Here is a 25,893-nt window from a genome sequence, read left to right as displayed (position 1 = left end):
TGATTACCATACGCTCCGCCACTCACCTCCTGTGAGTGGCGTCTTTCCTAACTGATATTTAGTGGAGCAGATCATGCCTTCCCATACTTCTGCACGCCCAGAAGGGCTTCAACCCATTCTGAGTTTGCGCAAAGTGTCTAAAAATTTTGGCGCAGTTGCCGCCCTTACAGACATCGATCTGGACGTCTACCCAGGCGAAGTGGTCGCCCTGGTCGGAGACAATGGCGCAGGTAAATCAACGCTGATTAAAACCTTAGCCGGCGCTCATTCGCCTACCTCAGGCACGATTCTTTTTGAAGGAAAAGAAGTCGTCATGAACGGGCCCAGTGACGCGCTGGATCTGGGTATTGCGACCGTTTTCCAAGATCTAGCCCTGTGTGAAAACTTAGATGTGGTGGCCAATATTTTCTTGGGCCAAGAAAAAAACGCCTTGCACCTCGATGAAACCACCATGGAAGTCACCTCTTGGACGCTGTTAAACGAATTGGCTGCGCGCATTCCCAGCGTTCGTGATGTGGTGGCGTCACTGTCGGGCGGACAACGTCAGACTGTTGCCATTGCCCGATCTCTGCTATCAAACCCTAAGATCATCATGCTCGATGAACCCACCGCGGCATTGGGTGTCGCGCAAACCGCTGAGGTTCTCAACTTAGTAGAACGTGTTAAGGCCAAAGGCTTAGGCGTCATTATGATTTCTCACAATATGCAAGACGTTCGAGCCATAGCCGACCGCGTGGTGGTGTTGCGACTGGGCAAAAATAATGGCGTGTTTGATGTCAGTGCGTCTAACGAAGTATTAATCGGCGCCATTACCGGCGCTACGGATAATGCCGTGTCAAGAAGAGCAAAGCGCTTGGCAGAAGCAGAGAACCATAGCGAGGAGCAAGCATGAGTGATTCCATTCATAAATCTGTCGACAGCACCACGCTGTTAGATCGAAGCGATGTGCGCGTTACCCACTCAAACAGTGTAAAAGACAGTATTAACGCCTCGATCGACCGCATCAAATCTGGCGACCTGGGTTCCTTACCGGTGATCATTGGTTTGGTACTAATTTGGGGGATTTTTACAGCCATTAACCCCATTTTCTTATCTGCAAACAACCTAGTGAACTTGCTGTTTGACTGCTCGACCGTTGGCATTATTGCGCTGGGCATTGTGTGCGTATTGATGTTAGGTGAAATTGACCTTTCCGTGGGCTCCATGAGCGGTGTGGGGTCGGCTTTGCTGGGCGTGTTGTGGGTCAATCAAGGATGGCCATTGGCTTTGGCCATTGGGGCGAGCTTGTGCGTTGGCGCCATGATGGGCTTGGGTTACGCTTTTTTACGTACCAAATTTGGTATGCCGAGCTTTGTCTCCACCTTGGCGGGCTTGTTGGCTCTGCTGGGATTTCAGCTGTTTATTTTAGGTTCCACCGGTTCTATTAACTTACCCTACGGTTCGTCCATGGTGGATTTTGGTCAACTGATGATCATGCCTGCGTGGGTAGCGTATTCCTTTGCTTTCATGCCAGGTATCGTCATTGTGGTCATGGGTGCACGCGTTCGTAGCAAACGTCAAGCGGCTAACCTGTCGGCTAAAAGCCTCAATAGTATTGTGATCAAAGCCATACTCGTCACTCTCGCCCTTCAAGCGGCTGCATTTTACTTGAATCAATCCCGCGGCGTGCCTTGGATGTTCGGTTTATTTATGCTCTTGGTGATTACGATGAATTATGCGCTTACTCGAACCAAATGGGGTCGTTATATGTTTGCCGTTGGTGGTAATGCCGAAGCCGCTCGTCGCGCGGGTATCAACGTTAAGGCCATTTATATCAGTGCGTTTGTTTTGTGTTCTTCATTGGCCGCATTGGGTGGTGTTTTGGCCGCGTCACGTTTGGCCTCTGCCAGCCAGCAAGCCGGCACTGGGGACGTTAACTTAAATGCGATTGCAGCCGCTGTTATTGGTGGCACCAGCTTATTCGGTGGCCGTGGATCCGCGTGGTCGGCGTTGCTGGGGATCATTGTCATTCAGTCAATTGCCAATGGATTAACGCTGCTGAATTTGTCCTCGTCTCACCGCTACATGATCACCGGTGCCGTGCTAGCCATTGCCGTCATTGTTGACAGTATTGCCCGTCAGAGCCGTGTTTCCCACGGTAAAGCATAACGTGGTCGTTAAGGAGTATTTTATGAACACGAATTTACAAGGCAAAGTCATCGCGATCACAGGGGCGGCGTCGGGCATCGGCTTAGCCTGCACTAAGGCGTTTATTGCTGAAGGAGCCGACGTAGTGCTAATTGACCGCTCTGCCAGTGCGCTGGAAAAAGTCTGTAGAGAATTGGGCAGCAAAGCCATTCCCTTGGTGATGGACTTGCTAAAAGCAGACGAAGTGGATGCACTCCTAGCACGCATTCTGGCACTTACCGACGGACGCCTTCACGCCTTTCACGCCAATGCCGGTGGTTATGTCGGCGGCGTGTTTGCCGAAGGCAACCCAAACGAATGGGACCGTATGCTGAACTTAAACATCAATTCGGTATTTCGGTCTGTGCATGCGGTGCTGCCGCACATGATGGCTCAAAAAAGCGGTGACATTATCGTCACCAGCTCTATTGCGGGATTGGTTCCCGTGGTATGGGAACCAATCTACACGGCATCCAAACACGCGATTCAGGCATTTGTCCATACGTTGCGCCGTCAGTTAAGTGTTCATTCTATTCGAGTCGGTGCCGTGGCGCCTGGCCCTGTGGTAACGGCATTATTAGACGATTGGCCGGCCGCCAAAATGGAGGAAGCCTTATCAAGTGGCAGTTTAATGCAGCCAGAAGTGGTGGCGGACTCTGTGGTTTTCATGCTGACACGACCCGCTAATGTCACCATTCGTGATCTGGTTATTTTACCCAACAGCGTGGATCTATGAGAGAGGATGAAAGAATGAGTAAGCGCATTCATGACGCTGCCGCTCGTTACGTGGTGGGCGTTGACGTTGGTACTGGCAGTGCTCGCGCGGGTTTATTCGACCTGCAAGGCCGCCAGCTGCATCTTGCCAAGCAAGCCATTATTACTTACCAAGACAGCGATGCACGCTATGAACAGTCTTCGGACAACATATGGCAGGCGGTTTGTGCCTGTGTTAAAAGCGTCGTCGCGGCCTCGAATTTGCCAGTAGACGCTATCGTTGGCTTGTCGTTTGATGCGACCTGTTCGCTGGTTGTATTAGGGGACAACCAGCGTCCACTGCCTGTTGGAGAACACGGTATTGCTGATCGTAATGTGATCGTCTGGATGGATCAGCGAGCCACAGAGCAAGCTCGTCTGATCAACGACCTTGAACACCCAGTTTTACACTACGTTGGTAACCGTATTTCACCAGAAATGGAAACTCCCAAACTGCTCTGGTTAAAAACGCATTTACCTGACACCTACCATAGCGCCCGTCATTTTTTTGATTTGACGGATTATCTCACCTTTCGCGCCTCGAACTCTGACGCTCGCTCCATTTGCACACTAGTGTGCAAATGGACCTATTTGGCGCATGAAAAACGCTGGGACGCGTCTTACTTTGAGTCGATTGGTTTGGCCGATTTAGTCGATGATCACTGTGCAAAAATTGGCACCCACGTTGTCGCTCCGGGTACCGCCTTAGGGCAAGGTTTAACCGTCACTGCGGCCGAAGAACTCGGACTCCACCCTGGAACCGCCGTTGCCGCTGGCTTAATTGATGCTCATGCAGGCGGTGTTGGGTCAGTGGGAGCCTTAACACAAGCGGGTACCTCAGCCCCGGAAGACGGCTTGGCTTATGTTTTTGGCACGTCGGCCTGCACACTAACCACCTCAACCAATCCGGTGACTGTGCCCGGTATTTGGGGGCCGTACTTTGCTGCCATGATACCTGGTATGTGGCTGAACGAAGCAGGGCAATCCGCTGCAGGCGCTGCCATAGACCATTTAGTGTTAATGCACCCAGCGTCCGCACAAGCAACCCTATTGGCACACGACGCAGGCATCCCATTAACCGTTTGGTTATCCCAACACACCAAAAAACAACTTAGCAACCTGAGTGACGCGGTGCATCTCGCCCAAAACGTGCACCTCGTGCCTGAGTTTTTAGGCAATAGAGCGCCCTTTGCTGACCCTAACGCCCGCGCTATTATGGCAGGTTTGACGATGGATAAATCCTTAGACAGCCTAGTTAGCTTGTACGTGGCAGGCCTTTGCGGTATCGCCTACGGCTTACGACAAATCATTGAAGCACAAGCCGAAAAAGGTCTCTTTATACAACGAGTGGTGATCAGCGGAGGAGCGGGGCAAGACCCCCTAATACGACAACTTATCGCCGACGCGACCGGCAAGGAAGTGGTCGCTCCCACGGCAGAAGAGCCCGTTTTATTAGGTACGGCCATGCTGGCGGCGGTGGCCTCGGGGGACTATGAAGGTTTAGAACACGCTATGCAGGCGATGTCTTCATTTGGGGGTCGTTATTTACCCTCACCCTCCGCTATCATTACACAACGGCACGAGGCGCGCTTTCTTGCCTTTACCAAACTACAAACCTTGGCAAGGGAGTTATAAACGTGTTGCATCAAACAGAACATTCAGAGGCGAAACGGCTCGCCTCATTGGCATTAATTATCTTCGATTGTGATGGCGTATTAGTGGACAGCGAAGTGCTGTCCATTGATGCTTTGCACCGTTTAATCCTTGCGGAAGGGGGAAAACTAACAAAAGACGAAGTGATTGCACAATTTCAGGGTCGCAGCATGAAATCAGCCAAGGAGGAGCTGTTTGCATCACAAGGTGTGGCGCTTACTCAAGTGGCTCTTGATGCCATGAATGTGGCGTTATTTGCGCGCTTTTACCAAGCACTTCAACCTATCCAAGGGGTCGCGGACTTTATCAAGTCCCTCACTCTGCCCTTCTGTGTCGCGTCATCTTCTCACCCAGAACGCATCAACGTAAGTCTCGATGCGACTCAGCTGCAAGCCCACTTTGCTGGTAAGGTATTTTCATCCACCATGGTGAAAAATGGAAAGCCCGCCCCAGATCTATTCTTACTTGCGGCACACACAATGGGATGCTCGGCGGACAGCGCGCTCGTGATCGAAGACAGCCCAGCGGGCATTCAAGCGGCTCGACAAGCGGGAATGTTATGCATTGGACTGACGGCTGGAGCCCACGCAAAACACCCAAATCACACTCAAAAGCTGATTGATGCAGGGGCAAACTGGGTCGTAGACAGCTACGAAGACGTAGCCAAAATCATTAAGGCGGTAAGGTAAATGCCCTCTTTACCATGACAACGAGACCTTCACCCTATTTTCTAATGTGCAGCAACAGGGCGCTTCCAGAAAGAAACAATCCAAACACAGAAACAGAGCCCCAACCTCCGTGAAACCAAGCAAAACTGGCAACGGCAGAACCTATTGCCCCACCGGTGAAAATACTGGTGACGTAAAGCGTATTAATCCGGCTTCGGGCCGTTTCGTCTAATGTTAAAATAGTCGATTGATTGGCCACATTCGCGATAGCAAGGCCAAAATCAAGCACAATAATACCCACAATTAACGCCACTAATGAGAGCTGAGCGGCAAACACGCCGTAGGCGATCACACAACACAATAGACCGCACAACAACACGCGTCGAGCGCCAATTTTATCAATAAAACGACCACTTATATTGGCACCCAGTACGCCAACGGCTCCGATGAAACCGAATGCTCCCGCCATGGCCGATCCATATTCAAACGGCGGTTCAGCCAACACCAGAGACAACACGCTCCAAAAACCGCTGAATACTGCAAACAACAAGGCTTGCGTAAAACAAGCCATTCGTAGCGCACTATGCTGGCGCAACAATGTGCCCATCGACATAAATAAGTGACTGTATTTTTGCTGACTTTTCGCCTGCAGTACTGGCAAAGTGAAATACACGATCACCGCCAATGTCAGCGCGATAAAACTGGCGAATACAAACATGGCACGCCAGCCAAATACTTCGCCCACCGTGCCGCTCACCGTTCGCGCCAATAATATACCCGACAAAATACCGCTAAACACAGTCCCAATAGCGTGACCACGCTTTTCTTGGTGACTTAAATCTGCCGCTAACGGCACCAGGATCTGCCCAGAAATTGCCCCAAAACCAACGAAAAAAGACGACATAATCAAGGCATCAATCGACATCACAACACTGCATAGCAACATCGCCATGCTCAATGTCAGCGACAGCACCATTATTAGACGACGACGATCAACCAAGTCTCCCAGAGGCAGTAATATTACAATACCTAAGGCGTAGCCGATCTGCGTTGCCGTGCTCACCAACCCCACATTCAAATCCGTCTCAAATGAGCGTGCAATGTCCGCCAACAATGGCTGAGAATAATATAAATTGGCTACTGATAAACCCGCACACAATGCGAGAAAAAACAAACGTTGAGAGGTGAGCACCCTGTTTTTGGTATCTAAACGACTCGACTTGGTTTTCTGTGTATTCATAAGGGCCTCTTATAAAAAAACGTCGCCACATAAAGCGTGGCGACAAAGGTAACAAATAAGCGCTCTGTTTAAACTGGCAGTAAGACAGTGTGTTCACGCTCAACCGACAGTGTGTTCAGAGACTGACGAGATGAAAGCCCTAACGTAAGTAAATACTCACCTGCGTCTACTCGCCATGCGGATTTATCCAAATCATACACCGCAAAGTCACGCTCAGTTAATGCCAAAGCGACTCGACGCGATTCACCCGCCGCTAAGGCGTACTTGCCAAATTGACGTAAAGCCTTGGTGCCTTGCCTTGCACTGGGAACGGTAACGTAAAGCTGGGGCACGCACACACCATCGCGATCACTGGTATTGTGAAGGGTGAAACAACATTGCGTCACGCCATCTTGCTCACGGACTTCAACATCATTAAGCGCAAACGCCGCGTAACTCAGACCATACCCAAATTCAAATAATGGCGCTACATTAGCATGATCGTAATAACGGTAGCCAAATAGGTCTGCTTCACGATACACCACCTTGCCCTTTTCACCTGGGTAAGTGTCAGCGTTACCATCCAAAAACGGCACGTTGGATTCATTCACAGGAAAGGTTTGCGGCAGACGACCAGAAGGGTCGACGTCGCCTAAAAGCACATCGGCAATGGCATTGCCCACTTCTTGACCCGGATACCAGGCCTGCATCACTGCCGCCACATTCGGTAACCACGGCATGGCAATCGGACCACCTGTTTGCAACACCACCACGGTATTAGGATTCACTGCGGCAACGGCAGCAACCAATTCATCCTGTCTATCGGGCAAATTCATGTGAGGAAGATCGCTGCCTTCGGTGTCCCATTCGCCATTTCGACCGACACACAACACCGCTACATCCGCCTGTTTTGCCAGCGCTACCGCTTGTTCAATGTCAGCGTCTGTGGTGTGTATCCCTAAGCCTACATGCAAACCTGACAAGGTTAAATTGTCTGACGGTTTTACCGCGAACTCCACCACGATATCGATGGTTTGACCTGCATTTAATTCAATCGCGGCCGTTTTCTCGTTACAGCCTTCTTCAAAAAAAGTTGAGCCTTTTTGCCACTGCTCACCCCATAGATTTAGGGTTTCCTTACCATTCACATGAACCTTCATCCAACCAGCACAAAATCCACCCAAGAAATAGGTTGCGGTGTCATCCACCGTCACAGAGCCGCTTATACGCAATGAAAAATGGGCACCATCGACCTTGCCGGCAGCAATGTTTTCCAACAAAAACACCTGCAACTCCGTCAAGGATTCGGTATAAACCGCCTCACCGGCTAAATCGCGATTGGCAAAGTATTCCACCGTAAAATCACCCTCTTTAATTAAAGGTTCAAAACGGCGATTTTGACTGCCCAAAGCATAGCGGATGTGCGCCTCACCAAGGGCATTGACCAACCCATCGTAGGGCGACACGCGATAATGTGGATTAAGCTGAGCGGAGCCGCCACCCATGATTTGAGCGGTTTTTGCGTTCGCCCCCATCACAGCGATAGACTGCGAACGTGCTAACGGCAAAATACCTGTATTTTTAAGCAGCACAGTGCCTTCTGCACCCGCTCTGCGAATCAGGGCGCGATGTTCAGGGCGATTATCGGCCACTTCGTGGCGTGGCGTAGGATTGTGCAACACGCCGGTTCGTTCCATCAAGGTTAATACGCCTGTTACAAGGGCATCGATCTGCTCTTGAGACACCTCGCCCGCATTTACCGCCGCAATGAGCTTGTCTCCTCGGTCTCGAGTTGGCCCTGGCATTTCTAAGTTGAGGCCCGCATTCACCGTCGGCGCGGTGGTTTTAGAGCCAAACCAATCCGACATAACAATGCCATCGTACTGCCACTGGTCACGCAGCACAGTGTTTAATAACCAACTATTTTCAGCTGTATAGGTGCCATTCAAACGATTATAGGACGACATTACCCCCCAGGTTCCGGCTTTTTTCACCGCCATTTCAAATGGGTATAAGTGATGTTCACGCAGGGTTTTCTCGTCTATTTCAGAGCTCATCGACGTACGTTCAATTTCGCTTTCGTTGCCGACAAAATGCTTGATCGTGGCGGAAATGCGTTTTTCTTGTAGCCCTTGAATATAGGGTACCGCCAATTCCGCCGTTAAAACCGCGTCTTCTGAATAACACTCAAAGTTACGGCCATTTCGGGTAGTTCGATGGAGATTAACCGTAGGAGCTAATGAGACATGGGCGCCTTTTGATTTAACTTCATCGGCAATCGCACTGCCTATTTCTTTTAATAAACTTGGGTTCCACGTGGCACCTAATGCAATGCCACAAGGAAAACACGCCGACTTCACACCGCCTACCAGAGACCCTGCGCCGCGAGCGCCATTCGGGCCATCTGTCATGCGCAGTTCGCCTAACCCGAGACGCTCAAGAGCACCTATTGACCAAAAATCCTGACCGGACAGCAGCGCGACTTTTTCGCTCAATGTCATGTTTTTTATCATGTCTTCTATATTCATGTTACTCATACGTTACCTGCTGAATCTATTTATATTGTGTCACTATAAAACGGTTGATTCTAAATATGCTGCACTGAAACGCTGTGCGATCGCCAAACTATAGCGCAAGGGACTCTTGCTCTATCACCGATTGCAATGAAACCCACACATTGCCCTGTTCATGGGAACGAACCGCCGCGGTAATAAAAGCCAATCCTTGCACACCATCATCCACAGAGGGCAAGGTCTGCTCAGTGGCGCTGTCTAACTGACGAGAAAATGCGTTATAAAGGGTTGCAAAAGCCTCAAGATACCCCTCGGGATGCCCTGCGGGAATGCGCGTCACGGATTGAGCAGCCGAAGATAAATAGCCACTACCACGAGTTAGGCGCTGTGTTGGTTCCCCAAAACGCGTAAATTCCAACTGATTTGGCTGCTCTTGACACCAGCGAAGGCTGGCTTTGTCGCCATAAAGCTCAATGGCTAAATTATTTTCATTGCCAGGGGCGACTTGCGACGCCCACAAATGGCCTTTGACACCATTATCAAAGCGCAGTAGAACATTGGCCTCGTCGTCTAATTCACGGCCTTGCCCCCAAGCCGAAAGATCCGCTAATACCGCATTCGCTTGTGAGCCCATGATAAAAGTCGCCAATTGATAGGCATGGGTCCCAATATCCCCAAGACTGCCTCCAAGTCCAGATTGACTTTTGTCGGTGCGCCATGCAGCTTGCTTATTGCCTTCTTGCTCTAACGGCAGGGTCAACCAGTCTTGTGCGTAACGCACCTGCACCGAACGCAGTTGTCCAAGTTCGGCGTTTGCCACCATGGCTTGTGCTTCGCGAATCAGTGGGTAAGCGGAATAATTGTGCGTCAATAAAAACGCCGCCTTACTCCCCTGTGCAATCGCTCGTAACTCAAGCGCTTCGGTTAAGGTGGCCGTCATCGGTTTGTCACAAATCACATGAATGCCTTTTTCTAAAAAGGCTTTGGCAACCGGCGCATGAAGAAAGTTCGGCGTAACGATAGACACCACCTGAACCCCGTCTTCAAGCGCACTTTCTGCACTCGCCATAGCATAAAAACAATCATAACTACGCGATAAACCCAGAGCCTGCGCAGAACGCTTATTACGCTCCGGATCGGTTGACAGCGCGCCGGCTACTAGCTGATATTGGTTATCAAGACGCGCGGCAAAGCGATGCACCTCACCGATAAAAGCCCCTTCCCCACCACCGATCATGCCCCAACGAAGGGGCGCCCTCTGTATGCTCATCTTTGATCCTCACTTCAAACCTAACATGGAACGATTCGCCGCCTGATCTATACCTGAATCCGCAAAGTCATCAAACGCTCGATCTGTCACACGAATAATAAAATCGTTAATATGACGCGCTCCTTCTACAGCGCCGTCTTCGGGGTGTTTAAGGCAGCACTCCCATTCCAACACCGCCCAACCGGTAAAATTGTACTTGGTTAACTTAGAGAAGATATTCTTAAAATTAACTTGTCCATCGCCAATCGATCGAAAACGACCTGGACGATCCTCCCAGCTTTCAAAACCACCGTACACGCCGCACTTACCGTTTAAAGTCAATTCCGCGTCTTTCACATGAAACATCTTGATACGCTCATGGTAATGGTCAATAAACGCCAGATAATCCAAATGTTGCAGGACAAAATGACTTGGGTCGTACAGAATATTGGCACGAGGGTGTTGATTAACTTCCCTTAGAAAACGCTCAAAAGACACCCCATCGTGCAGATCTTCTCCTGGGTGAATCTCATAACACAGATCCACTCCCGCCTCGTCGAATGCGTCTAAAATCGGCAACCAACGTCGTCCAAGCTCAGCAAACGCTTCTTCGACCAACCCCGCTGGGCGCTGGGGCCAAGGGTAGAAATACGGCCAGGCTAATGCCCCGGAAAAGGTCGCGTGGGCCGTGAGCCCCAGACGCTTCGATGCGCTCGCCGCGAGCAACAATTGCGCCACCGCCCAAGCCTGACGGGCATCCGGATTGCCGCGAACAGAGGGATCAGCGAAGCCATCAAATGCGGCATCGTAAGCGGGGTGCACGGCGACTAATTGCCCTTGCAAATGGGTCGATAACTCTGAAATCACCACGCCATGCCGAGCCGCTGTGGCGATCAACTCGTCGCAATAGGCTTGACTGTGAGCCGCTCGCTCTAAATCCATTAAACGCTTGTCCCAAGTGGGAACCTGAACGCCTTTGTAGCCTAATGAAGCCACCCAACCACAAATAGCATCAAAGCTGTTAAACGGTGCTTCATCGCCAACAAATTGCGCCAAAAAAATCGCTGGCCCTTTGATTGTTTGCATGATGTTCTCCTTATTTTGGATTAACCAATAGCTCATTGGCTGCGGCGGGGGTCAACGCGCGTGGGCGCTCGCAAGAGGTGGTCATGATCACGGTTTGACCCGTTTCACCGGACGCCAAAATGCCCGTCATGATGTCCACACCGTGTAGCGCTCGATCTAATGAGCACATATGATCTTCCTTCTGCTGAATCGCACGGATCATGTCGGCTAAACCTGCAGTGCGATAATTGGCAAACGCTTGATCACCATGAATCTGATTCGGAATGCCAAACGGGTGAGGCCATTCTTCCTCTAAACGCACCTCATAAGCGCCTTCTGTTAGTGTTAACTTACCTCCAAAGAAGTTCGGATCGGGTAAATACAACGAGCCCTTAGTGCCGTAAAGCTCCATGGGCGCATGACGATGTGCTTGCACATCCCAGCTGGCTCCGAGGGTGATCAGAGCCCCTTGTTCAAACTCTAAAATGGCATGCAACGTCGTAGGCGTTTCTACCGCTATTTTGTCGCCATAACGGGGTTGGCTGGTAATGGTACGATACGGAGAAGGCGTAGCAGTCCGCGCCGTTACGCTTTTCACGGGGCCTAATAACTGAATCAAGTTAGCAAGGTAATAAGGCCCTAGATCCAATATGGGGCCCCCTCCCGTTTTGAAGAAAAAATCTGGGTTCGGATGCCACATTTCCATCCCTGGGCTCATCACATGGCAAGTACCACTGACGATGCGACCGACACGATCGGCATCAACAAGATGACGAGCAAGCTGGTGAGCGCCACCTAAAAAAGTGTCTGGGGCGCTGCCGACTCTGAGCCCCTTCGCTTCTGAAAGCGCTTTCATTTTAAAACCATCAGACAAGGTTAGGCATAAAGGTTTTTCTGAATACACATGTTTGCCTGCCGTTAGAGCCTTGAGCGTAATGTCTGCGTGAGCATCCGGGATGGTCAAATTAACGATGACATCCACCTCTTTATCGGCCAAAAGAGCGTCGACACTCATGGCTTTTAAACCGTATTTAGCGGCTTTCTCTTGGGCCATTTGCGCGTTTAAATCCGCACAAGCGGTAAACATAAAGCCGTTAAATTGCGGCGCTAAATCCAAGTAACTGGTCGATATATTACCGCAACCAATCACACCAACGTTGAGTACATGATTCATGCTGTGGCTCCTACGATCAAAGTTGCGCCGTCTATTGAACGGCGTGCAAAACGAGATACATCGCTGGGGTTATCATGCTCCATCACAAAAGTACGCGCGGGTGTTTGGCGCACCGCCACCCAATACTCTGCCCAAGGCAAAATACCCTGTGTAAAATCGGCCCAACCGTCTTCGTTTAAGCATTCGCCTAAAGGCGCAATGTCTTTTAAATGCACCGCGCAAATACGCTCACGGTATTGCGTTAACCAATCCACTGGATTGCACTCGCCTTTGGCGACCCAGGCCACGTCCATTTCCCATAAAATAGAAGGCGCCCCTTCTAACAAAGCCGTCATAGGCAAGCGCCCATCCTCAAACGCTGCAAATTCAAAATCATGATTGTGCCAACCAAATTCAAAACCGGCGGTGTTTACTTGTTGGCAAACCGCTTCCAAACGCTGGCCAAAAGCAAACCAACCACTAAAGTCACTGGGACGATCTTGTTCCAAAATATATGGGCAGATGATCGTGTGCATTCCTAATACCTTGGCAATGTACAAAGCGCGAGGCAAATTATGCTCCAACATGGCCAGATCAAAATGCCCCGTTGGCATGGTTAAACCGTATTTCTCCATTAGGGTTTGTAAGGTGTCTAAGTTGTCATACAAGCCACCGTAACCTTCGACTTGTTGGTAACCTGATGCCGCCAGCAACGCAAAAACCTCATCTAATGACGCGGTGTTACGAGCACTGTATAACTGAAATGAAAAAGGTGTCATAACGATTCCTTATTATTGTTGTTTGTTTGTTTGTTTGTTTGTTTGTTTGTTTGTTTGTTTGTTTGTTTGTTTGGCGCATTAAAGGCGAGACTCGGTTGTCTCAGAGAATAAGTGCGCTTTTCTTGGGTCTAAATACATATCAACCTGTTGATTCGACCTAAATTCATGGTCACCATGGACTTTTACAGACCATTTCTGGGTTAAAAACTCAAACCAGATGATCGTTTCATCGCCCATGGGTTCAATTATGTCGATCTTTACTGTAGCCAACTTCTCGTAACCTTCATTTGCTTCTACGGCTAAATGTTCGGGGCGAATGCCCAAATACGCGGCTTGAAATTTTTCAGACTCGATAGCAAAGTCGTATTCCGCCACGTTGATACTTTGTGATCCGTAGACGAACTCATTCCCCTGTAATTGGCCTGACAATAAGTTCATGCTAGGCGAACCAATAAACTGCGCCACAAATAAACTAGAGGGCTTGTGGTAAATCTCAAACGGAGAACTCAACTGCTGAATCTCGCCACCTTTCATGATGGCAATGCGATCGGCTAATGTGAGCGCCTCCACTTGGTCATGGGTCACGTAGATCATGGTGTTTTTTAATTTCTGGTGCAGGCGCTTTATCTCAACCCGCAAGTCAGCCCGTAGTTTTGCGTCTAAATTCGACAAAGGTTCATCGAATAAAAACACATCCACATCTCGCACCAAAGCTCGTCCAATGGCCACTCTTTGGCGCTGTCCACCGGATAACTCAGAAGGTTTACGATTCAGTAAAGGCTCAATTTGCAACACCTTTGATGCACGTTCCACCCGCTGTTTAATCTCATCTTGCGGCATCCCTTTGACTTTTAAGCCAAAGGACAAGTTTTTCTCTACCGTCATTTGTGGGTACAAAGCATAAGACTGAAACACCATGCCAATGCCACGGTCTTTTGGTTCCTCCCAGGTAACATTGCGTCCGTCTATCCAAATTTGCCCAGCAGATATGTCCAACAAACCGGCGATGCAATTAAGTAACGTGGATTTCCCACACCCTGATGAGCCAAGCAGCACTAAAAATTCGCCTTTTTTAATGTCGAGATTTAAGCGTTTTAAAACATGAGCATCTTGGTATTTAAGGTCGAGATCTTTGATAGATACGCTGTACATAATTACCCCTTAACCGCGCCAGCAGCGATGCCACGCACAAAATATTTACCCGAAAAAAGATAGATCGCCAATGGAACCATCGCCGTTAAAATCGTTGCCGCCATATTGACGTTGTACTCACGAACTCCAAAGGTGGCGGATACAATGTTGTTAAGCTGAACCGTCATCGGTAAGTTTTCTCGACCGGCAAAAATGAGGCCCAACAGATAGTCGTTCCAGATCCCAGTGGTTTGCAGAATCACCGCCACCACAGTCACAGGAATGGCCAACGGCATCATAATTTGGAAAAATATCTGCCAAAATCCCGCCCCATCAACACGGGCCGCTTTGAATAATTCTTCGGGTAACGAAGAAAAATAGTTCCTGAACAACAACGTCATAATCGGCATACCAAACGCGGTATGAACTAAAATAATCCCTAACAATGAACCGTAAATACCGATTTCACGAAAGAAAATAATGATAGGAAAAATCACCACTTGAAAGGGCACAAATGCCCCAAACAATAACACCCCAAACAGCACATTTGCGCCTTTAAATCGCCAAAAGGACAGGGCATAACCGTTTATTGCACCAATCGCAATAGAGATCGCAACACTGGGCACCGAGATTTTGATCGAGTTCCAAAATCCCCCTTGAATACCATCACATTGCACGCCAGTGCAGGCTTCAGACCAGGCTTTGGTCCATGCCGCAAAACTGGGATCGCCTGGTAAAGCGAACAAATCTCCCAAGCGAATTTCTGGCATACCTTTTAGGCTCGTCACCACCATGATGTACAAAGGAATACAAAAAAAGATCGCAGCAATAATCAAAAAACCATACACACCATAACGTGAGGTAGAGTTGCGGCTCGGTTTTGGGCCTTGCGGGCCAGTTAACTTAGTCATTTGTGTCTCCTATCGCTTAGCTGGGCGAACATATTCGCGATAAATCCAAGGGCCAATCACCACTAATACAGGCAATAACATCATGGTAGCCGCTGCCATTCCCAAGCCTACATTGCTGCGTCCGGTTAAATGATCAATCACAAATTTGGCCGGCATTTCAGTTGCCATGCCCGGTCCCCCCCCCGTTTGCGCCACAATTAAGTCATACACGCGTACCACACCCACCGCCAACAACACCACGGAGGTAATCACCACAGGACGCAACATAGGTACAACAATAAATAGGTAGATCTTCCACGTTGGAATCCCATCAATACGAGCGGCTTTCCAAATCTCGCCATCAACGCCACGTAAACCCGCTAACATCAGCGCCATCACCAAACCAGACGATTGCCACACCGCCGCAATGAGCACCCCATAAATGGCATAATCCGAATCCACCAGCGGCGCAAATTGAAACGACTCCCACCCCAGCTTTTGCACCACATTCTGGATCCCAAGCGAAGGCTCCATCATCCATTGCCAAACCAAACCGGTTACAACAAGAGACATGGCATAGGGGTATAAAAACAGTGTTCTAAAACCGCTTTCAAAGCGTACTTTTTGATCTAAAAATACCGCCATAAGAAAGCCCGAAAGCAGACATAAAATAATAAACAACACACCATAGAGCATGAGGTTTTCAACCGACGTAAGCCAGCGGGCACTGCCCCATAAGCGGTCGTATTGATCTAATCCAACCCAATTGAGATTAGGGAACAGCTTAGACTTGGTGAACGACAAGACCACAGAATAGGCAACACAAATAACAAAAATACCTAGCGCGACTATTGCCATGGGCACACTGGCCAACACCGCCGACAGTTGTAGTTTGCGGCCGCTTCGAGTGGGGGTAATGCATTGAGACGATTGGGAGGAATTGCTTCTCTCATCCATAGGAAACTCCTAAAACAGTCGAAGATTCGCCCTCTTAAAGCAAGAGGGCGAATAAGGGATTATTCCGCGTCGTCAATGATGCCAGCAAAAATGGTTAATGCTGTATCTACGCTCATATCCGGCTCATTCCAGAAGGTTGTAATAAGATCATCCACCTGACCATTGGTGTCTGCGGTGATGTAAACGTTCGCGGGCGCAAACGTAGCGTCGGTGTTTTCGAGCAGTTTGAGGCCTTTTTTCATGCAGGCATCGGCCAATGACATGTCCACATCATCACGCACTGGCAAGGAACCTTTGGCGTTATTGAATTTGGCTTGAACCTGAGGACTAAGCATCATAGACGCCATTTTGAATTGCGCATTTTCGAGGTCAGCATCGTCTGTTTTGGGGAAGATGAATGCATCGCCCGCTAAGGTTAAATACGGCTTAATAGAGGGGCCCGGAATACAGCCATAATCCACATCGGCTTTTAAATTTGCCGCTGAAAATTCACCGCGTGCCCAGTCGCCCATGACCTGTGTGGCTGCTTTACCTGTAATAACCATATTGGTGGCATCATTCCAATTGCGACCTGGCGAACCTTGGTCAATAAACTGACGCAAAGCACCGAAAGTCTCAAATACCCCGCGCATCGTGTCGCCCGATGCGGCCTCTGGGTCTTTTTTGTCCCATATTTGGCTCCAAAATGCCTTATCGGTTGTGCCTATCATCACCACATCAAACAAGTGACGCTCTTGCCATGCTTGCCCACCAAGCGCCAAGGGAATAACGCCTGCAGCACGTAACTTAGGCGCCACTTGTAAAAATTCTTTCCAGGTGGTTGGCTCTTGCAAACCCGCATCAGCAAACACTTTTTTGTTGGTCCATAACCATTGGTTGGAATGAATATTGACTGGCACACAATAAATGCCACCGTCTTTCATACAAGGATCCAATACGCTAGTGGGACGAATAAATTGCAGCCAACCTTCTTTTTTCGCTATCGGCGTTAAATCCAGCAACAACCCTTCTTCGATTAACTCCTCAAATTGACGAGACGTATTGAACTGCGCTGCGCCAGGGGCATCGCCACCCAGAATACGCTGCATAGTAAGAGCACGAGCGTTTTCTCCCAAGGCAACGGCAGAATCGACCCAGCTGTCACCGCCCAATTTGTTGTATTCATCCGCAAATACCGTCACCGCTTTTTGCTCGCCGCCCGATGTCCACCAGTGAATCACCTCCACATTGGCTGCGTGTACCGATACAGACACAGCACTTAGCGCCAACGTCAACATTCCAATTTTTTTGCCCATCATATTATTTTTATCCTTTATTGGGTTGGGGCTTCGCCACCAATGCGTCCATCTTTGCGAAGCAAGAAACAGTATCTACTGATAAAATGAAACCGGTTTCATTGCTAAATAATAGCCAGAAGGTTTTTGAGTCGTCAATCTTTATTTGATTTTTTTTTGCACAATACAGAAGGGGAAATGAAGACGGTAACAACACAGAAAGTGGCAGAAAATCGGATATTCTCGAAGATAACCGTATTTTCTGTCAAAAAAACATGACTAAGCCGATTCTCGAACCACGAGTGTGGGCTCAAAAGCCGCTTTAACCTCTAGGTTTGCGCCATAAATTCGTTTCATTAAAAGCTTAGCCGTGGCTTGCGCCATATCCGCCAAAGGCATTCGGATCGTGGTAATGCTAGGGGAATAGTAGTTGGCTAATTCTGAATCATCAAACCCCATAATCGCCATATCCTCAGGGACCTTTACCCCTTGCTGATAACACACACGTAACGCCGCAATCGTCATTTCATCATTGGCAAAAAACACCGCGTCGGGGCGCTCTGGCAAAGCCAAAATCGCTTCCATATGACGGGTACCATCGCTGCGCTCAAAGCTTCCTTCTTGATGCCAAAAAGGCACTAAGCCTTTATCAGATAACGCTTTTAGACAACCCTGGTGACGCTGATTGGCATCGTCTTTCCAAAGCGGACCACTGACAATAGCGATTTTCCTGTACCCACGACCCAGCAAATAATCCAGCGCCAAATGCCCCCCTTTAAAGTTGTCAAAACTGATGTTTTTACCACGATCGCCGGGGAAATGCTGATTCATCACAAACACCGAGCAACGCTTGTTAATCTCTAATATTTGCTCCGGAGAAAGCCAATTTGTTACCAATACTAAAGCATCAACTTGTCGCTTTATCAGAAAATCAACCGCATCTTGCTCACCGATGAGCGTTTTGTATCCACTGGCAATGATAACGTGACGATCAAATCGACGCAGAGTGCGTTCAATGGCACCAACAGACGGGCCGTAATACCCGCTTTCAACCGAGCTGGCCACCACACCAACCGTAAAAGACTTATTGGACGCCAACGAGCGAGCCGCCTGATTTGGGCTATAACCCAGTGTTTCTATGGCGGCCAAAATACGAGCTCGAGTTTCCTCTTTAACAGGTGTGGTGCCACTCAAAACACGTGAAACCGTCGCCTTAGACACGCCAGCCGCACTGGCTACTTCATTAATGGTGCTCATTACTACCGCCTATCAACCCGATGACTCACATTATATTCACTTAAACAAACAGAGGTCATCTTAAACTTGACTTAAGAGACAGTAATTTGTGAAGGGTGAAATGGACCACCGATTCGTTCTTCACAAGCTCATCCGCATTTATCGTACCGATATCATGACGAATAGCTTATTTGGCTACTGGGCATACACACGCCGACAATGTATTCAAACTGCGCGCGCTTTTAAAAAGACTCAATATTAAGAAGATAAAAAATGCCGTTAAGATTGTCATCCTAACGGCATTTTAACGGTTATTGAGTTAACAGTTTTATCAACCGACTGTTTTAATTTTGGTTAATAAAATAGTTAATTACATAAGCAGGAAGGTCCGCTGCGTTCACAACGATTTGTTCCATGGTGTCACGGTCACGAACGGTCACGGGGGCGCCTTCTTTTTCGATGGAATCAAAGTCTACGGTCACGCAAATAGGCGTACCGACCTCGTCATGGCGACGGTAGCCTTTCCCTACGTTGCCGGTGTTTTCATAAAGAATACGACCCAAGCCCAGTTTTTGAAGCTTGTTTTTCAACTCTTTCGCTAGCGCAACAATCTCAGGCTTGTTCTTTTTCAGCGGCATGATAGCGACTTTGATCGGCGCCAAATGCGGCTTAAATTTCAACACAGTACGAGTCGTACCGTTTGGCAGCGCTTCTTCTGTGTAGGCTTCTGTCATCACGGCAAGTAAACCACGATCAAGACCGGCAGAAGGTTCGATACAGAATGGAATTTCCCATTTGTTCGCTTCAAGGTCACGAATCGCCAACTTCGCCGTAGAATGTTCGTTCTTTTTCACTTTCGCGGTGATATCGAATTCATCTTGCGCTTTGGTATGAGAACCCAAGTCGTAATCGGTACGGTTGGCCACACCTTCAAGCTCTTCCAAACCATGTGGAAAACGGTACAAGATATCCACAGTCGATTTTGAATAATGCGAAAGATCGTCGCCAGTCACGTATTCAAACTCGATATTCTCTGCTGATAGACCTTGATCCAACCACCACTGTTTACGCGCACCTACCCAGAATTCATGCCACTTTTCATCTTCACCTGGCTTGCAGAAGAATTCCAATTCCATTTGTTCGAATTCACGAACACGGAAGATGAAGTTACGCGGCGTAATTTCGTTACGGAAAGATTTACCAATTTGTGCAATACCAAAAGGCAAGGTGCGAGAAGTCGAATCCACAACGTTTTTGAAGTTAGTAAAAATACCTTGTGCGGTTTCTGGACGAAGGTACGTGTACGACTCTTCGTTTACCATTGGGCCGACGTTGGTTTTAAACATCAAGTTGAAGTCACGAGGTTCTGTTACATTGGTCGAACCACAGTTATCACAGACTTTGATGTCTTTCATGTGGTCGGCGCGCAAACGAGATTTACATTCATGGCAATCAACCATTGGGTCAGTGAAGGTGTCTTCATGACCAGAATATTTGTAAACGTGTTTGTTTTGGACTATCGCTGCATCCAACCCCTCTACGTCATCACGTTCGTAAACCATCGAACGCCACCACGCGGCTTTTAGGTTGTTTTTTAATTCAATACCTAGCGGACCGTAATCGTAAGCGCCTTGCATACCACCGTAGATTTCACTGCCTTGGAAAATAAATCCACGACGTTTACATAGGGAGACGAGTTCATCCATTGTTTTAGCTGGCATTTCTAAACACACCTTAAGCAATATTGGTTAATGAAGTACACAAAAGCCATTTGGCAATATGTTCATACAATCGTTATAGCCGATCATTGTACTCTTTGCCCGTACCTCGCTCAATGGCGATTATTCATGAGCGCCGCAATCAAGCACGCAACCAAGGAGGGGAATGCCTCATATAACTGGCATTTATTTATCGCTTGCGTTTAAAATACCAATGATTTTTTTTTGCACATTTTGTGCTTTCATCTCTTGGCCTTATTACCTTTCGTTTTTAACAATAGGGCTTTTTGAGATCAAAGCTTTTAAGATAGGGACTTTTATCATGAAACCTTCTTATACCTTTTTGACCACATTATTGGGCTCATTAGGTGTTATTCCCTTTGCGACAGCCACTTATCTAAACTGGCAAAATGAGACTTTTTTGGGTTGGTCCGGCCATGAGCTGTTCAGCACTTACAGCGCGATGATTTTAAGTTTTTTGAGCGGTGCGCTTTGGGGTCAGCTGGTGCACAAACAGGTGTCGACGTTTGGAAAATGGCTTTTACTGTCCACTAAACTTATTGCCTTGGCAGCTTGGTTAGCGCTACTTATGCACACGACCGCTTTGGCTATCGCTCTTTTGTTGTTAGGTTTTATGAGCATTTTTTGGTTAGAAGTACGCGCCAACACACTCATCCAACCGTCTCATTCACATTATTTTAACATGCGCTTTGTGATCACTCTTGTGGTCTGTGTACTGCACCTATTGATGCTTTATCCACACTATTAATACGTGGTATTGTCGACAATATAGCCCCACACGGGCCACTCTACAGATCTAAAAACCACTCAGTTTCGTATACCTTAATACAGACACACTTTTTATACGAGACGCCACTCATGCTAACCCTATTTTACGATGGTCTTTGCCCCCTCTGCGTCGCTGAGATGAACATGTTACGGTCATTGGACTCCCTACAAAAGCTGCGCTTAGAAGACATTCATGCCGATGATTTCACCGACAAATACCCACACATCGATCCGGTTGAGGCCGACAAAGTCCTACATGGTCAATTAGCCAATGGCCAAATAATCACCGGCTTGGATGTGACTTGTCTGGCGTGGAAACTGGTGGGTAAACATAAGTGGATGCAAGTACTGCGCTGGCCATTGATTCGTTTTTTTGCGGATAAGACCTACTTATTCTTCGCACGTTATCGCCATCAGATCTCGTCGTTTGTGAGTGGTAGACCCCGTTGTGAGCCCTGCAAAAAAGATCAGTGTGACCTTTAACGCTAGCCGTTTTAATGGATAGGAATAACTCAATGTCATCATTTTACACGCTGGTTATCGGCGCCAGCAGCAAAATTGCACAAGCCGCCATTCAGCAGTTCGAAGCACATCCAGATTGCCTTGGTGTTTTTGCGGTCAGTCGATCTTTACCCCCTGAAACGGCGACCTCAAAAACACACTGGCTGACAGGCGATTACACCGAACAAGCCATCGATAAAGTGTGTAAGGAAATCGCCCCTTACGCGGGTAAAATAACGAAAGTATTGGTGTGCAATGGTGTATTGCACGACGATAGCATGATGCCAGAACGGAAACTGGAAGACATTCGCGCCTCTCAACTGGAAGCAATGTTACACACCAATACTATTATTCCCATGTTGTGGCTGAGCAAACTCTTGCCCTTGTTAAAAGGCGAGCATGCGACTCAAATCGCGTTGTTTAGCGCCCGCATCGGCAGTATTTCAGACAACAAAACAGGCGGCTGGTACAGTTATCGAGCGTCTAAAGCCGCACTCAACATGCTCATTCAGACCAGTTCAATTGAATACGCGCGCCGCGCCAAAAATGTAAAGCTGATTGCCTTTCACCCCGGCACCACAGACACGCCCTTGTCTAAGCCATTTCAACGTTCGGTGCCAGAAGGAAAGTTGTTTACTCCTGAGTTTGTCGCCTCGCAACTGCTGTTCATTATGAACAACGTCGAAATGAACAACAAAGCGGCTTACCTTGATTGGAATAATCAGCCGATTAGTTGGTAAATTGATGGGGAATTGGCCTAACTCAAGCACGCTTTGCTATTAAGACGACTAAGCCAATAAAGGATCGTCTTTTGGCAACAACTTTTGAATCCACAACGCCAATTTGTGCTTCATGCTCGGCAGGTCTTCTTTGTCAGCAGGCAGAGCCACAATCAACTTATCCAACACCAACAAACGGTAAATGGCTTCGGTTTTTTCATTCGCCGACATGGTAGCTGAAAAGCCCTCATAGCCACGCTTCAACGCGTAATTTTCGCCCACTTGAATGGCTTTTTTGCTCAATGCTATTTCGTTTTTAATTTTCTTCATAATAATCTCTCAAATAACAATTTCTTAAACAATGGGCGGCCTGTGTAACCATTAATTCGGCCAACGTATTGGCTCGACTTTATCAGTTTTTATTACCCTGCCCCGTATTTCTCATTAAAAAAGCAAAAAATACTTTATAAACACGCCTTTAGCCGCACCTCCCCCCCCAAAAAAATATTCATAAATTAACACACTAAGACGAAAGAATAAGACGTATATCGCAAAATTGTCGACAATCTAACTTGATAAACCCCTTGAATACGATTATAAAGAGTACATTGTCAACAATGAAGCAAGTTAGTCTTTTATGAATAACCTTATTTCCATCAAATCTGCCACGCTTTCTGAAGACATTGCTCAGCAGCTGAGCAATGCGATCGTACAAGGGCATATCCCCCAAGGCAGCAAAATCTCTGAGCCAGAACTGGCTAAGCAATATGGCGTGTCTCGTGGCCCCTTACGAGAAGCGATTGTTAAATTGGAAGGGCTGGGCTTGGTCACTCGTACCGCTAATGTGGGTGCGCGAGTAATACAGCTGAACATTCAAGACATGCTCGATACCTTTACCATGCGCGAAGCGTTGGAAGGCATGGCCGCTAGGTTAGCGGCCCATAACATGCCGGCCGATGAAGTACTCAAGTTATACGCCCTACTCGATAAACACCAAGCACACCTAGACAACAACAAAGACGACCATTATTTACAACAAGGCGGTAATGACGATTTTCACCAGCGCATTATTCACGCCAGCCAAAACGTCAAATTAATTCGCCTTTTGACCGAAGAATTGTATGCCGTGATTCGTATGTATCGTCGACATACCGCCGATCAACGCAGCGACCCACGCCAAGCATTGCGAGAACACAGAGCCATCTTAGATGCCATCGCCAATCACGAAGGTGATTTGGCTGAGTTACTCATGCGCCGCCATATTAGCCGCGCAAGTCAACTCTTAAAGCTAGCGATGGAGCACACCGCCCTCGCTTCTCATTAACCCTTTTTGTTTCCCATTTGAAACCCTAAGAGAGGAACACCATGACAACACTTTCAGCTGGCGCCCGTTTTAGACACGCCGTTGCAACTCAATCCCCCTTACAAGTGGTCGGCGCTGTGAATGCTTACTGCGCCATGATGGCAGAACAAAGTGGCCATCATGCCATTTATTTATCCGGTGGCGGCGTGGCAAACGCTTCCTACGGTCTACCGGATCTGGGCATGACTGATCTACACGATGTGCTGGAAGATGTTCGTCGTATCACCTCAGCCACCCCATTGCCCTTGCTGGTCGACATCGATACCGGCTTTGGCGGCGCTTTTAATATCACACGAACCGTTCAACAAATGGAACGAGCCGGCGCCGCGGCGGTTCATATTGAAGATCAAGTACAGCAAAAACGCTGTGGCCATCGTCCCAATAAAGCCATCGTCAGCCAAGACGAAATGGTCGATCGAGTGAAAGCCTGCGTCGACGCCAGAGTCGACGCCAATTTCGTTATTATGGCGCGCACCGATGCCCTTGCGGTTGAAGGCATGGAGTCGGCGATTGAGCGTGCTATCGCCTGTGTAGAGGCCGGGGCCGACATGATTTTCCCCGAGGCCATGATCACCTTGGAGCAATACAAAGAATTTGTGGCCGCGGTCAATGTGCCGGTGTTGGCCAACATCACCGAATTTGGTGCCACGCCATTATTCAGCCGAGAAGAGCTGGGTACCGCGGGGGTGGATCTTGTGCTGTATCCATTGAGTGCCTTTAGAGCAATGAACAAAGCGGCGCTCAATGTCTATCAGCACCTTTTAATTGACGGCCACCAGCGCAATGTGGTCGACAGCATGCAAACTCGCAACGAATTGTATGAATTTCTTAACTATCATGAATACGAGAACAAGCTAGACGCCCTTTTTTCAGTCAAAAAAAACCTGTAAATCATCACTCACTATTATAAAAAGACATAAGGAGTAGGATCATGGCTAAAATACTTTCAGGCGCTGGACTACGTGGTCAAAGCGCCGGTGAAACCGCACTCTGTACCGTTGGTAAAGCGGCCGCCGGTTTAACCTATCGCGGCTACGACATTGACGTGCTGGCCGACAAAGCCAGCTTTGAAGAAGTCGCCTATTTATTATTGTATGGCGCCCTACCAAACCGTCACGAATTGCACGACTACGAACAGAAACTGATGAGCTTACGCAGCTTACCCGAGGAGCTCAAAGCCGTGCTAGAGCTGATTCCTAGCACCGCACACCCGATGGATGTGATGCGAACAGGCTGCTCTTTTTTAGGCAATCTTGAACCAGAATTACCCTTTGAAAAACAACCGTTATTGGCTTTACACGCGGCGGATCGCTTAGTGGCGACCTTACCTGCCATGGTAGTGTATTGGTATCGATTTACCCACGATGGCGTTCGCGTTAATACTCACAATGCCCATGTGCCCTCGTTGGCGGCGCACTTTTTGACTATGCTGCACGACATAGCCCCCAGTGAATTGCACACAAAAGTCATGAACGCCTCGTTGATTTTGTACGCAGAGCACGAATTCAACGCATCTACCTTTACCGCTCGCGTGTGCGCATCGACCTTGTCTGACATGCACTCCTGCATTACCGGTGGCATCGGCAGCTTACGCGGGCCCTTACATGGTGGTGCAAACGAAGCGGCCATGGACATGATTGAAGCATGGCAAACCGCAGACGAAGCGGAAGCGGCACTCATGCAAAAACTTGCCAACAAAGAAAAAGTCATGGGCTTTGGGCACGCTATTTACAGCGAACGCGACCCACGTAACGACATCATCAAAAAATGGTCTAAAAAACTCAGCGAAGACATGGGCGACGATCACTTGTACGAGGTCTCAGAACGCTGCGAAGCCGTTATGTGGCGCGAGAAAAAACTCTTTTGTAACGCCGACTTTTTCCACGCCAGCGCGTACCGTTTTATGGGCATTCCGACCAAGTTATTCACGCCCATTTTCGTCTGCTCTCGCGTTACTGGCTGGGCCGCTCATGTGATGGAGCAGCGCGCTAACAATCGCATTATTCGTCCAAGCGCCGATTACATTGGGCCAGATCATTCCGAGTGGATCGACATCGACCACCGCCCATAACAAGCAAATTTAACAATAAAGGATAT

Annotated in this window: 24 protein-coding genes; 11 read left to right on the top strand and 13 right to left on the bottom strand. The window is 48.4% G+C overall.

The annotated features are described in order from the left end of the window. Window positions 1-73: 73 nt before the first annotated feature. Genes FXV75_RS02900 through FXV75_RS02880 form a run of 5 tightly spaced genes read left to right on the top strand, consistent with a single transcriptional unit; the run spans window position 74 to window position 5,261 of the window. Window positions 74-892 carry an ATP-binding cassette domain-containing protein gene (locus FXV75_RS02900; RefSeq protein WP_148831108.1) on the top strand — a complete coding sequence of 273 codons (819 nt, stop codon included), beginning with the start codon at window positions 74-76 and terminating at the stop codon, window positions 890-892. Next, the gene (locus FXV75_RS02895; protein ID WP_148831107.1) at window positions 889-2,148 is read left to right on the top strand and encodes a sugar ABC transporter permease; all 1,260 of its coding nucleotides are present in this window, start codon (window positions 889-891) and stop codon (window positions 2,146-2,148) included. Before FXV75_RS02900 ends, FXV75_RS02895 begins: the two co-directional genes overlap by 4 nt. Window positions 2,149-2,170: 22 nt before the next feature. Continuing rightward, on the top strand, window positions 2,171-2,902 hold the full coding sequence (locus FXV75_RS02890; protein WP_148831106.1) for an SDR family oxidoreductase: 732 nt from the start codon (window positions 2,171-2,173) through the stop codon (window positions 2,900-2,902). 14 nt (window positions 2,903-2,916) lie between these two features. Further along, window positions 2,917-4,554 (top strand): FGGY-family carbohydrate kinase, encoded by a 1,638-nt coding sequence (locus FXV75_RS02885; protein WP_148831105.1) that lies wholly within the window; start codon window positions 2,917-2,919, stop codon window positions 4,552-4,554. A 2-nt stretch (window positions 4,555-4,556) separates the two neighbouring features. Next, complete coding sequence (locus FXV75_RS02880; protein WP_187424840.1) at window positions 4,557-5,261, top strand: HAD family hydrolase; 705 nt, start codon at window positions 4,557-4,559, stop codon at window positions 5,259-5,261. Between the two features lie 34 nt (window positions 5,262-5,295). Here FXV75_RS02880 and FXV75_RS02875 read toward each other — a convergent pair whose 3' ends face one another. From FXV75_RS02875 to FXV75_RS02820, 12 genes are all read right to left on the bottom strand, one after another. After that, on the bottom strand, window positions 5,296-6,480 hold the full coding sequence (locus FXV75_RS02875; protein ID WP_148831103.1) for an MFS transporter: 1,185 nt from the start codon (window positions 6,478-6,480) through the stop codon (window positions 5,296-5,298). 68 nt (window positions 6,481-6,548) lie between these two features. Next, complete coding sequence (locus FXV75_RS02870) at window positions 6,549-8,996, bottom strand: glycoside hydrolase family 3 C-terminal domain-containing protein (protein WP_148831102.1); 2,448 nt, start codon at window positions 8,994-8,996, stop codon at window positions 6,549-6,551. An 88-nt stretch (window positions 8,997-9,084) separates the two neighbouring features. Beyond that, window positions 9,085-10,242 (bottom strand): Gfo/Idh/MocA family protein, encoded by a 1,158-nt coding sequence (locus FXV75_RS02865; protein WP_148831101.1) that lies wholly within the window; start codon window positions 10,240-10,242, stop codon window positions 9,085-9,087. 9 nt (window positions 10,243-10,251) lie between these two features. Beyond that, the gene (locus FXV75_RS02860) at window positions 10,252-11,307 is read right to left on the bottom strand and encodes a sugar phosphate isomerase/epimerase family protein (RefSeq protein ID WP_148831100.1); all 1,056 of its coding nucleotides are present in this window, start codon (window positions 11,305-11,307) and stop codon (window positions 10,252-10,254) included. A 10-nt stretch (window positions 11,308-11,317) separates the two neighbouring features. Beyond that, on the bottom strand, window positions 11,318-12,460 hold the full coding sequence (locus FXV75_RS02855) for a Gfo/Idh/MocA family protein (protein WP_148831099.1): 1,143 nt from the start codon (window positions 12,458-12,460) through the stop codon (window positions 11,318-11,320). Continuing rightward, window positions 12,457-13,218, bottom strand: a complete 762-nt coding sequence (locus tag FXV75_RS02850; RefSeq protein ID WP_148831098.1) for a sugar phosphate isomerase/epimerase family protein — start codon at window positions 13,216-13,218, stop codon at window positions 12,457-12,459. The genes FXV75_RS02855 and FXV75_RS02850 overlap by 4 nt, the downstream gene beginning before the upstream one ends. 78 nt (window positions 13,219-13,296) lie before the next feature. Continuing rightward, window positions 13,297-14,370, bottom strand: coding sequence for an ABC transporter ATP-binding protein (locus FXV75_RS02845; protein WP_148831097.1), 1,074 nt, complete (start codon window positions 14,368-14,370; stop codon window positions 13,297-13,299). Between the two features lie 2 nt (window positions 14,371-14,372). Further along, window positions 14,373-15,260, bottom strand: coding sequence for a carbohydrate ABC transporter permease (locus FXV75_RS02840; RefSeq protein ID WP_148831096.1), 888 nt, complete (start codon window positions 15,258-15,260; stop codon window positions 14,373-14,375). A 9-nt stretch (window positions 15,261-15,269) separates the two neighbouring features. Next, a complete protein-coding gene (locus FXV75_RS02835) occupies window positions 15,270-16,196 on the bottom strand; it encodes a carbohydrate ABC transporter permease (RefSeq protein WP_148831095.1) in 927 nt (308 codons plus the stop codon). A 59-nt stretch (window positions 16,197-16,255) separates the two neighbouring features. Then, window positions 16,256-17,494: an ABC transporter substrate-binding protein gene (locus tag FXV75_RS02830; RefSeq protein ID WP_148831094.1), complete on the bottom strand. Its 1,239-nt coding sequence runs from the start codon at window positions 17,492-17,494 to the stop codon at window positions 16,256-16,258. Between the two features lie 255 nt (window positions 17,495-17,749). Next, entirely contained in the window at window positions 17,750-18,727 is a 978-nt protein-coding gene (locus tag FXV75_RS02825; RefSeq protein ID WP_148831093.1) for a LacI family DNA-binding transcriptional regulator, read from the bottom strand. Between the two features lie 323 nt (window positions 18,728-19,050). Beyond that, entirely contained in the window at window positions 19,051-20,427 is a 1,377-nt protein-coding gene (locus FXV75_RS02820) for a glycine--tRNA ligase (protein WP_148831092.1), read from the bottom strand. A gap of 319 nt (window positions 20,428-20,746) precedes the next feature. Between FXV75_RS02820 and FXV75_RS02815 the strand changes: the two genes are divergently transcribed. The 3 genes from FXV75_RS02815 (at window position 20,747) to FXV75_RS02805 (ending at window position 22,454) form a co-directional block, all read left to right on the top strand. Beyond that, window positions 20,747-21,193 (top strand): DUF3429 domain-containing protein, encoded by a 447-nt coding sequence (locus tag FXV75_RS02815; RefSeq protein ID WP_187424839.1) that lies wholly within the window; start codon window positions 20,747-20,749, stop codon window positions 21,191-21,193. A gap of 110 nt (window positions 21,194-21,303) precedes the next feature. Next, window positions 21,304-21,696, top strand: coding sequence for a thiol-disulfide oxidoreductase DCC family protein (locus tag FXV75_RS02810; RefSeq protein ID WP_148831090.1), 393 nt, complete (start codon window positions 21,304-21,306; stop codon window positions 21,694-21,696). A 32-nt stretch (window positions 21,697-21,728) separates the two neighbouring features. After that, complete coding sequence (locus FXV75_RS02805; RefSeq protein ID WP_148831089.1) at window positions 21,729-22,454, top strand: SDR family NAD(P)-dependent oxidoreductase; 726 nt, start codon at window positions 21,729-21,731, stop codon at window positions 22,452-22,454. 48 nt (window positions 22,455-22,502) lie between these two features. Here the strand turns inward: FXV75_RS02805 and FXV75_RS02800 are convergent, their stop codons facing one another. Further along, window positions 22,503-22,763 (bottom strand): DUF5062 family protein, encoded by a 261-nt coding sequence (locus FXV75_RS02800; protein ID WP_148831088.1) that lies wholly within the window; start codon window positions 22,761-22,763, stop codon window positions 22,503-22,505. A gap of 307 nt (window positions 22,764-23,070) precedes the next feature. Between FXV75_RS02800 and FXV75_RS02795 the strand changes: the two genes are divergently transcribed. The 3 genes from FXV75_RS02795 to prpC are packed head-to-tail and all read left to right on the top strand — an operon-like array spanning window position 23,071 to window position 25,867. Then, the gene (locus FXV75_RS02795; RefSeq protein ID WP_148831087.1) at window positions 23,071-23,757 is read left to right on the top strand and encodes a GntR family transcriptional regulator; all 687 of its coding nucleotides are present in this window, start codon (window positions 23,071-23,073) and stop codon (window positions 23,755-23,757) included. Window positions 23,758-23,798: 41 nt separating this feature from the next. Continuing rightward, the gene (prpB, locus tag FXV75_RS02790) at window positions 23,799-24,686 is read left to right on the top strand and encodes a methylisocitrate lyase (RefSeq protein WP_148831086.1); all 888 of its coding nucleotides are present in this window, start codon (window positions 23,799-23,801) and stop codon (window positions 24,684-24,686) included. Between the two features lie 41 nt (window positions 24,687-24,727). After that, window positions 24,728-25,867 carry a 2-methylcitrate synthase gene (prpC, locus tag FXV75_RS02785; RefSeq protein WP_148831085.1) on the top strand — a complete coding sequence of 380 codons (1,140 nt, stop codon included), beginning with the start codon at window positions 24,728-24,730 and terminating at the stop codon, window positions 25,865-25,867. Window positions 25,868-25,893: the final 26 nt, after the last annotated feature.

The organism is Marinomonas sp. IMCC 4694 (assembly GCF_008122525.1).
Lineage (GTDB): Bacteria > Pseudomonadota > Gammaproteobacteria > Pseudomonadales > Marinomonadaceae > Marinomonas.
The sequence above is the reverse complement of the archived record's forward strand: the minus strand, read 5'-3'. Positions and strand labels throughout refer to the sequence as shown.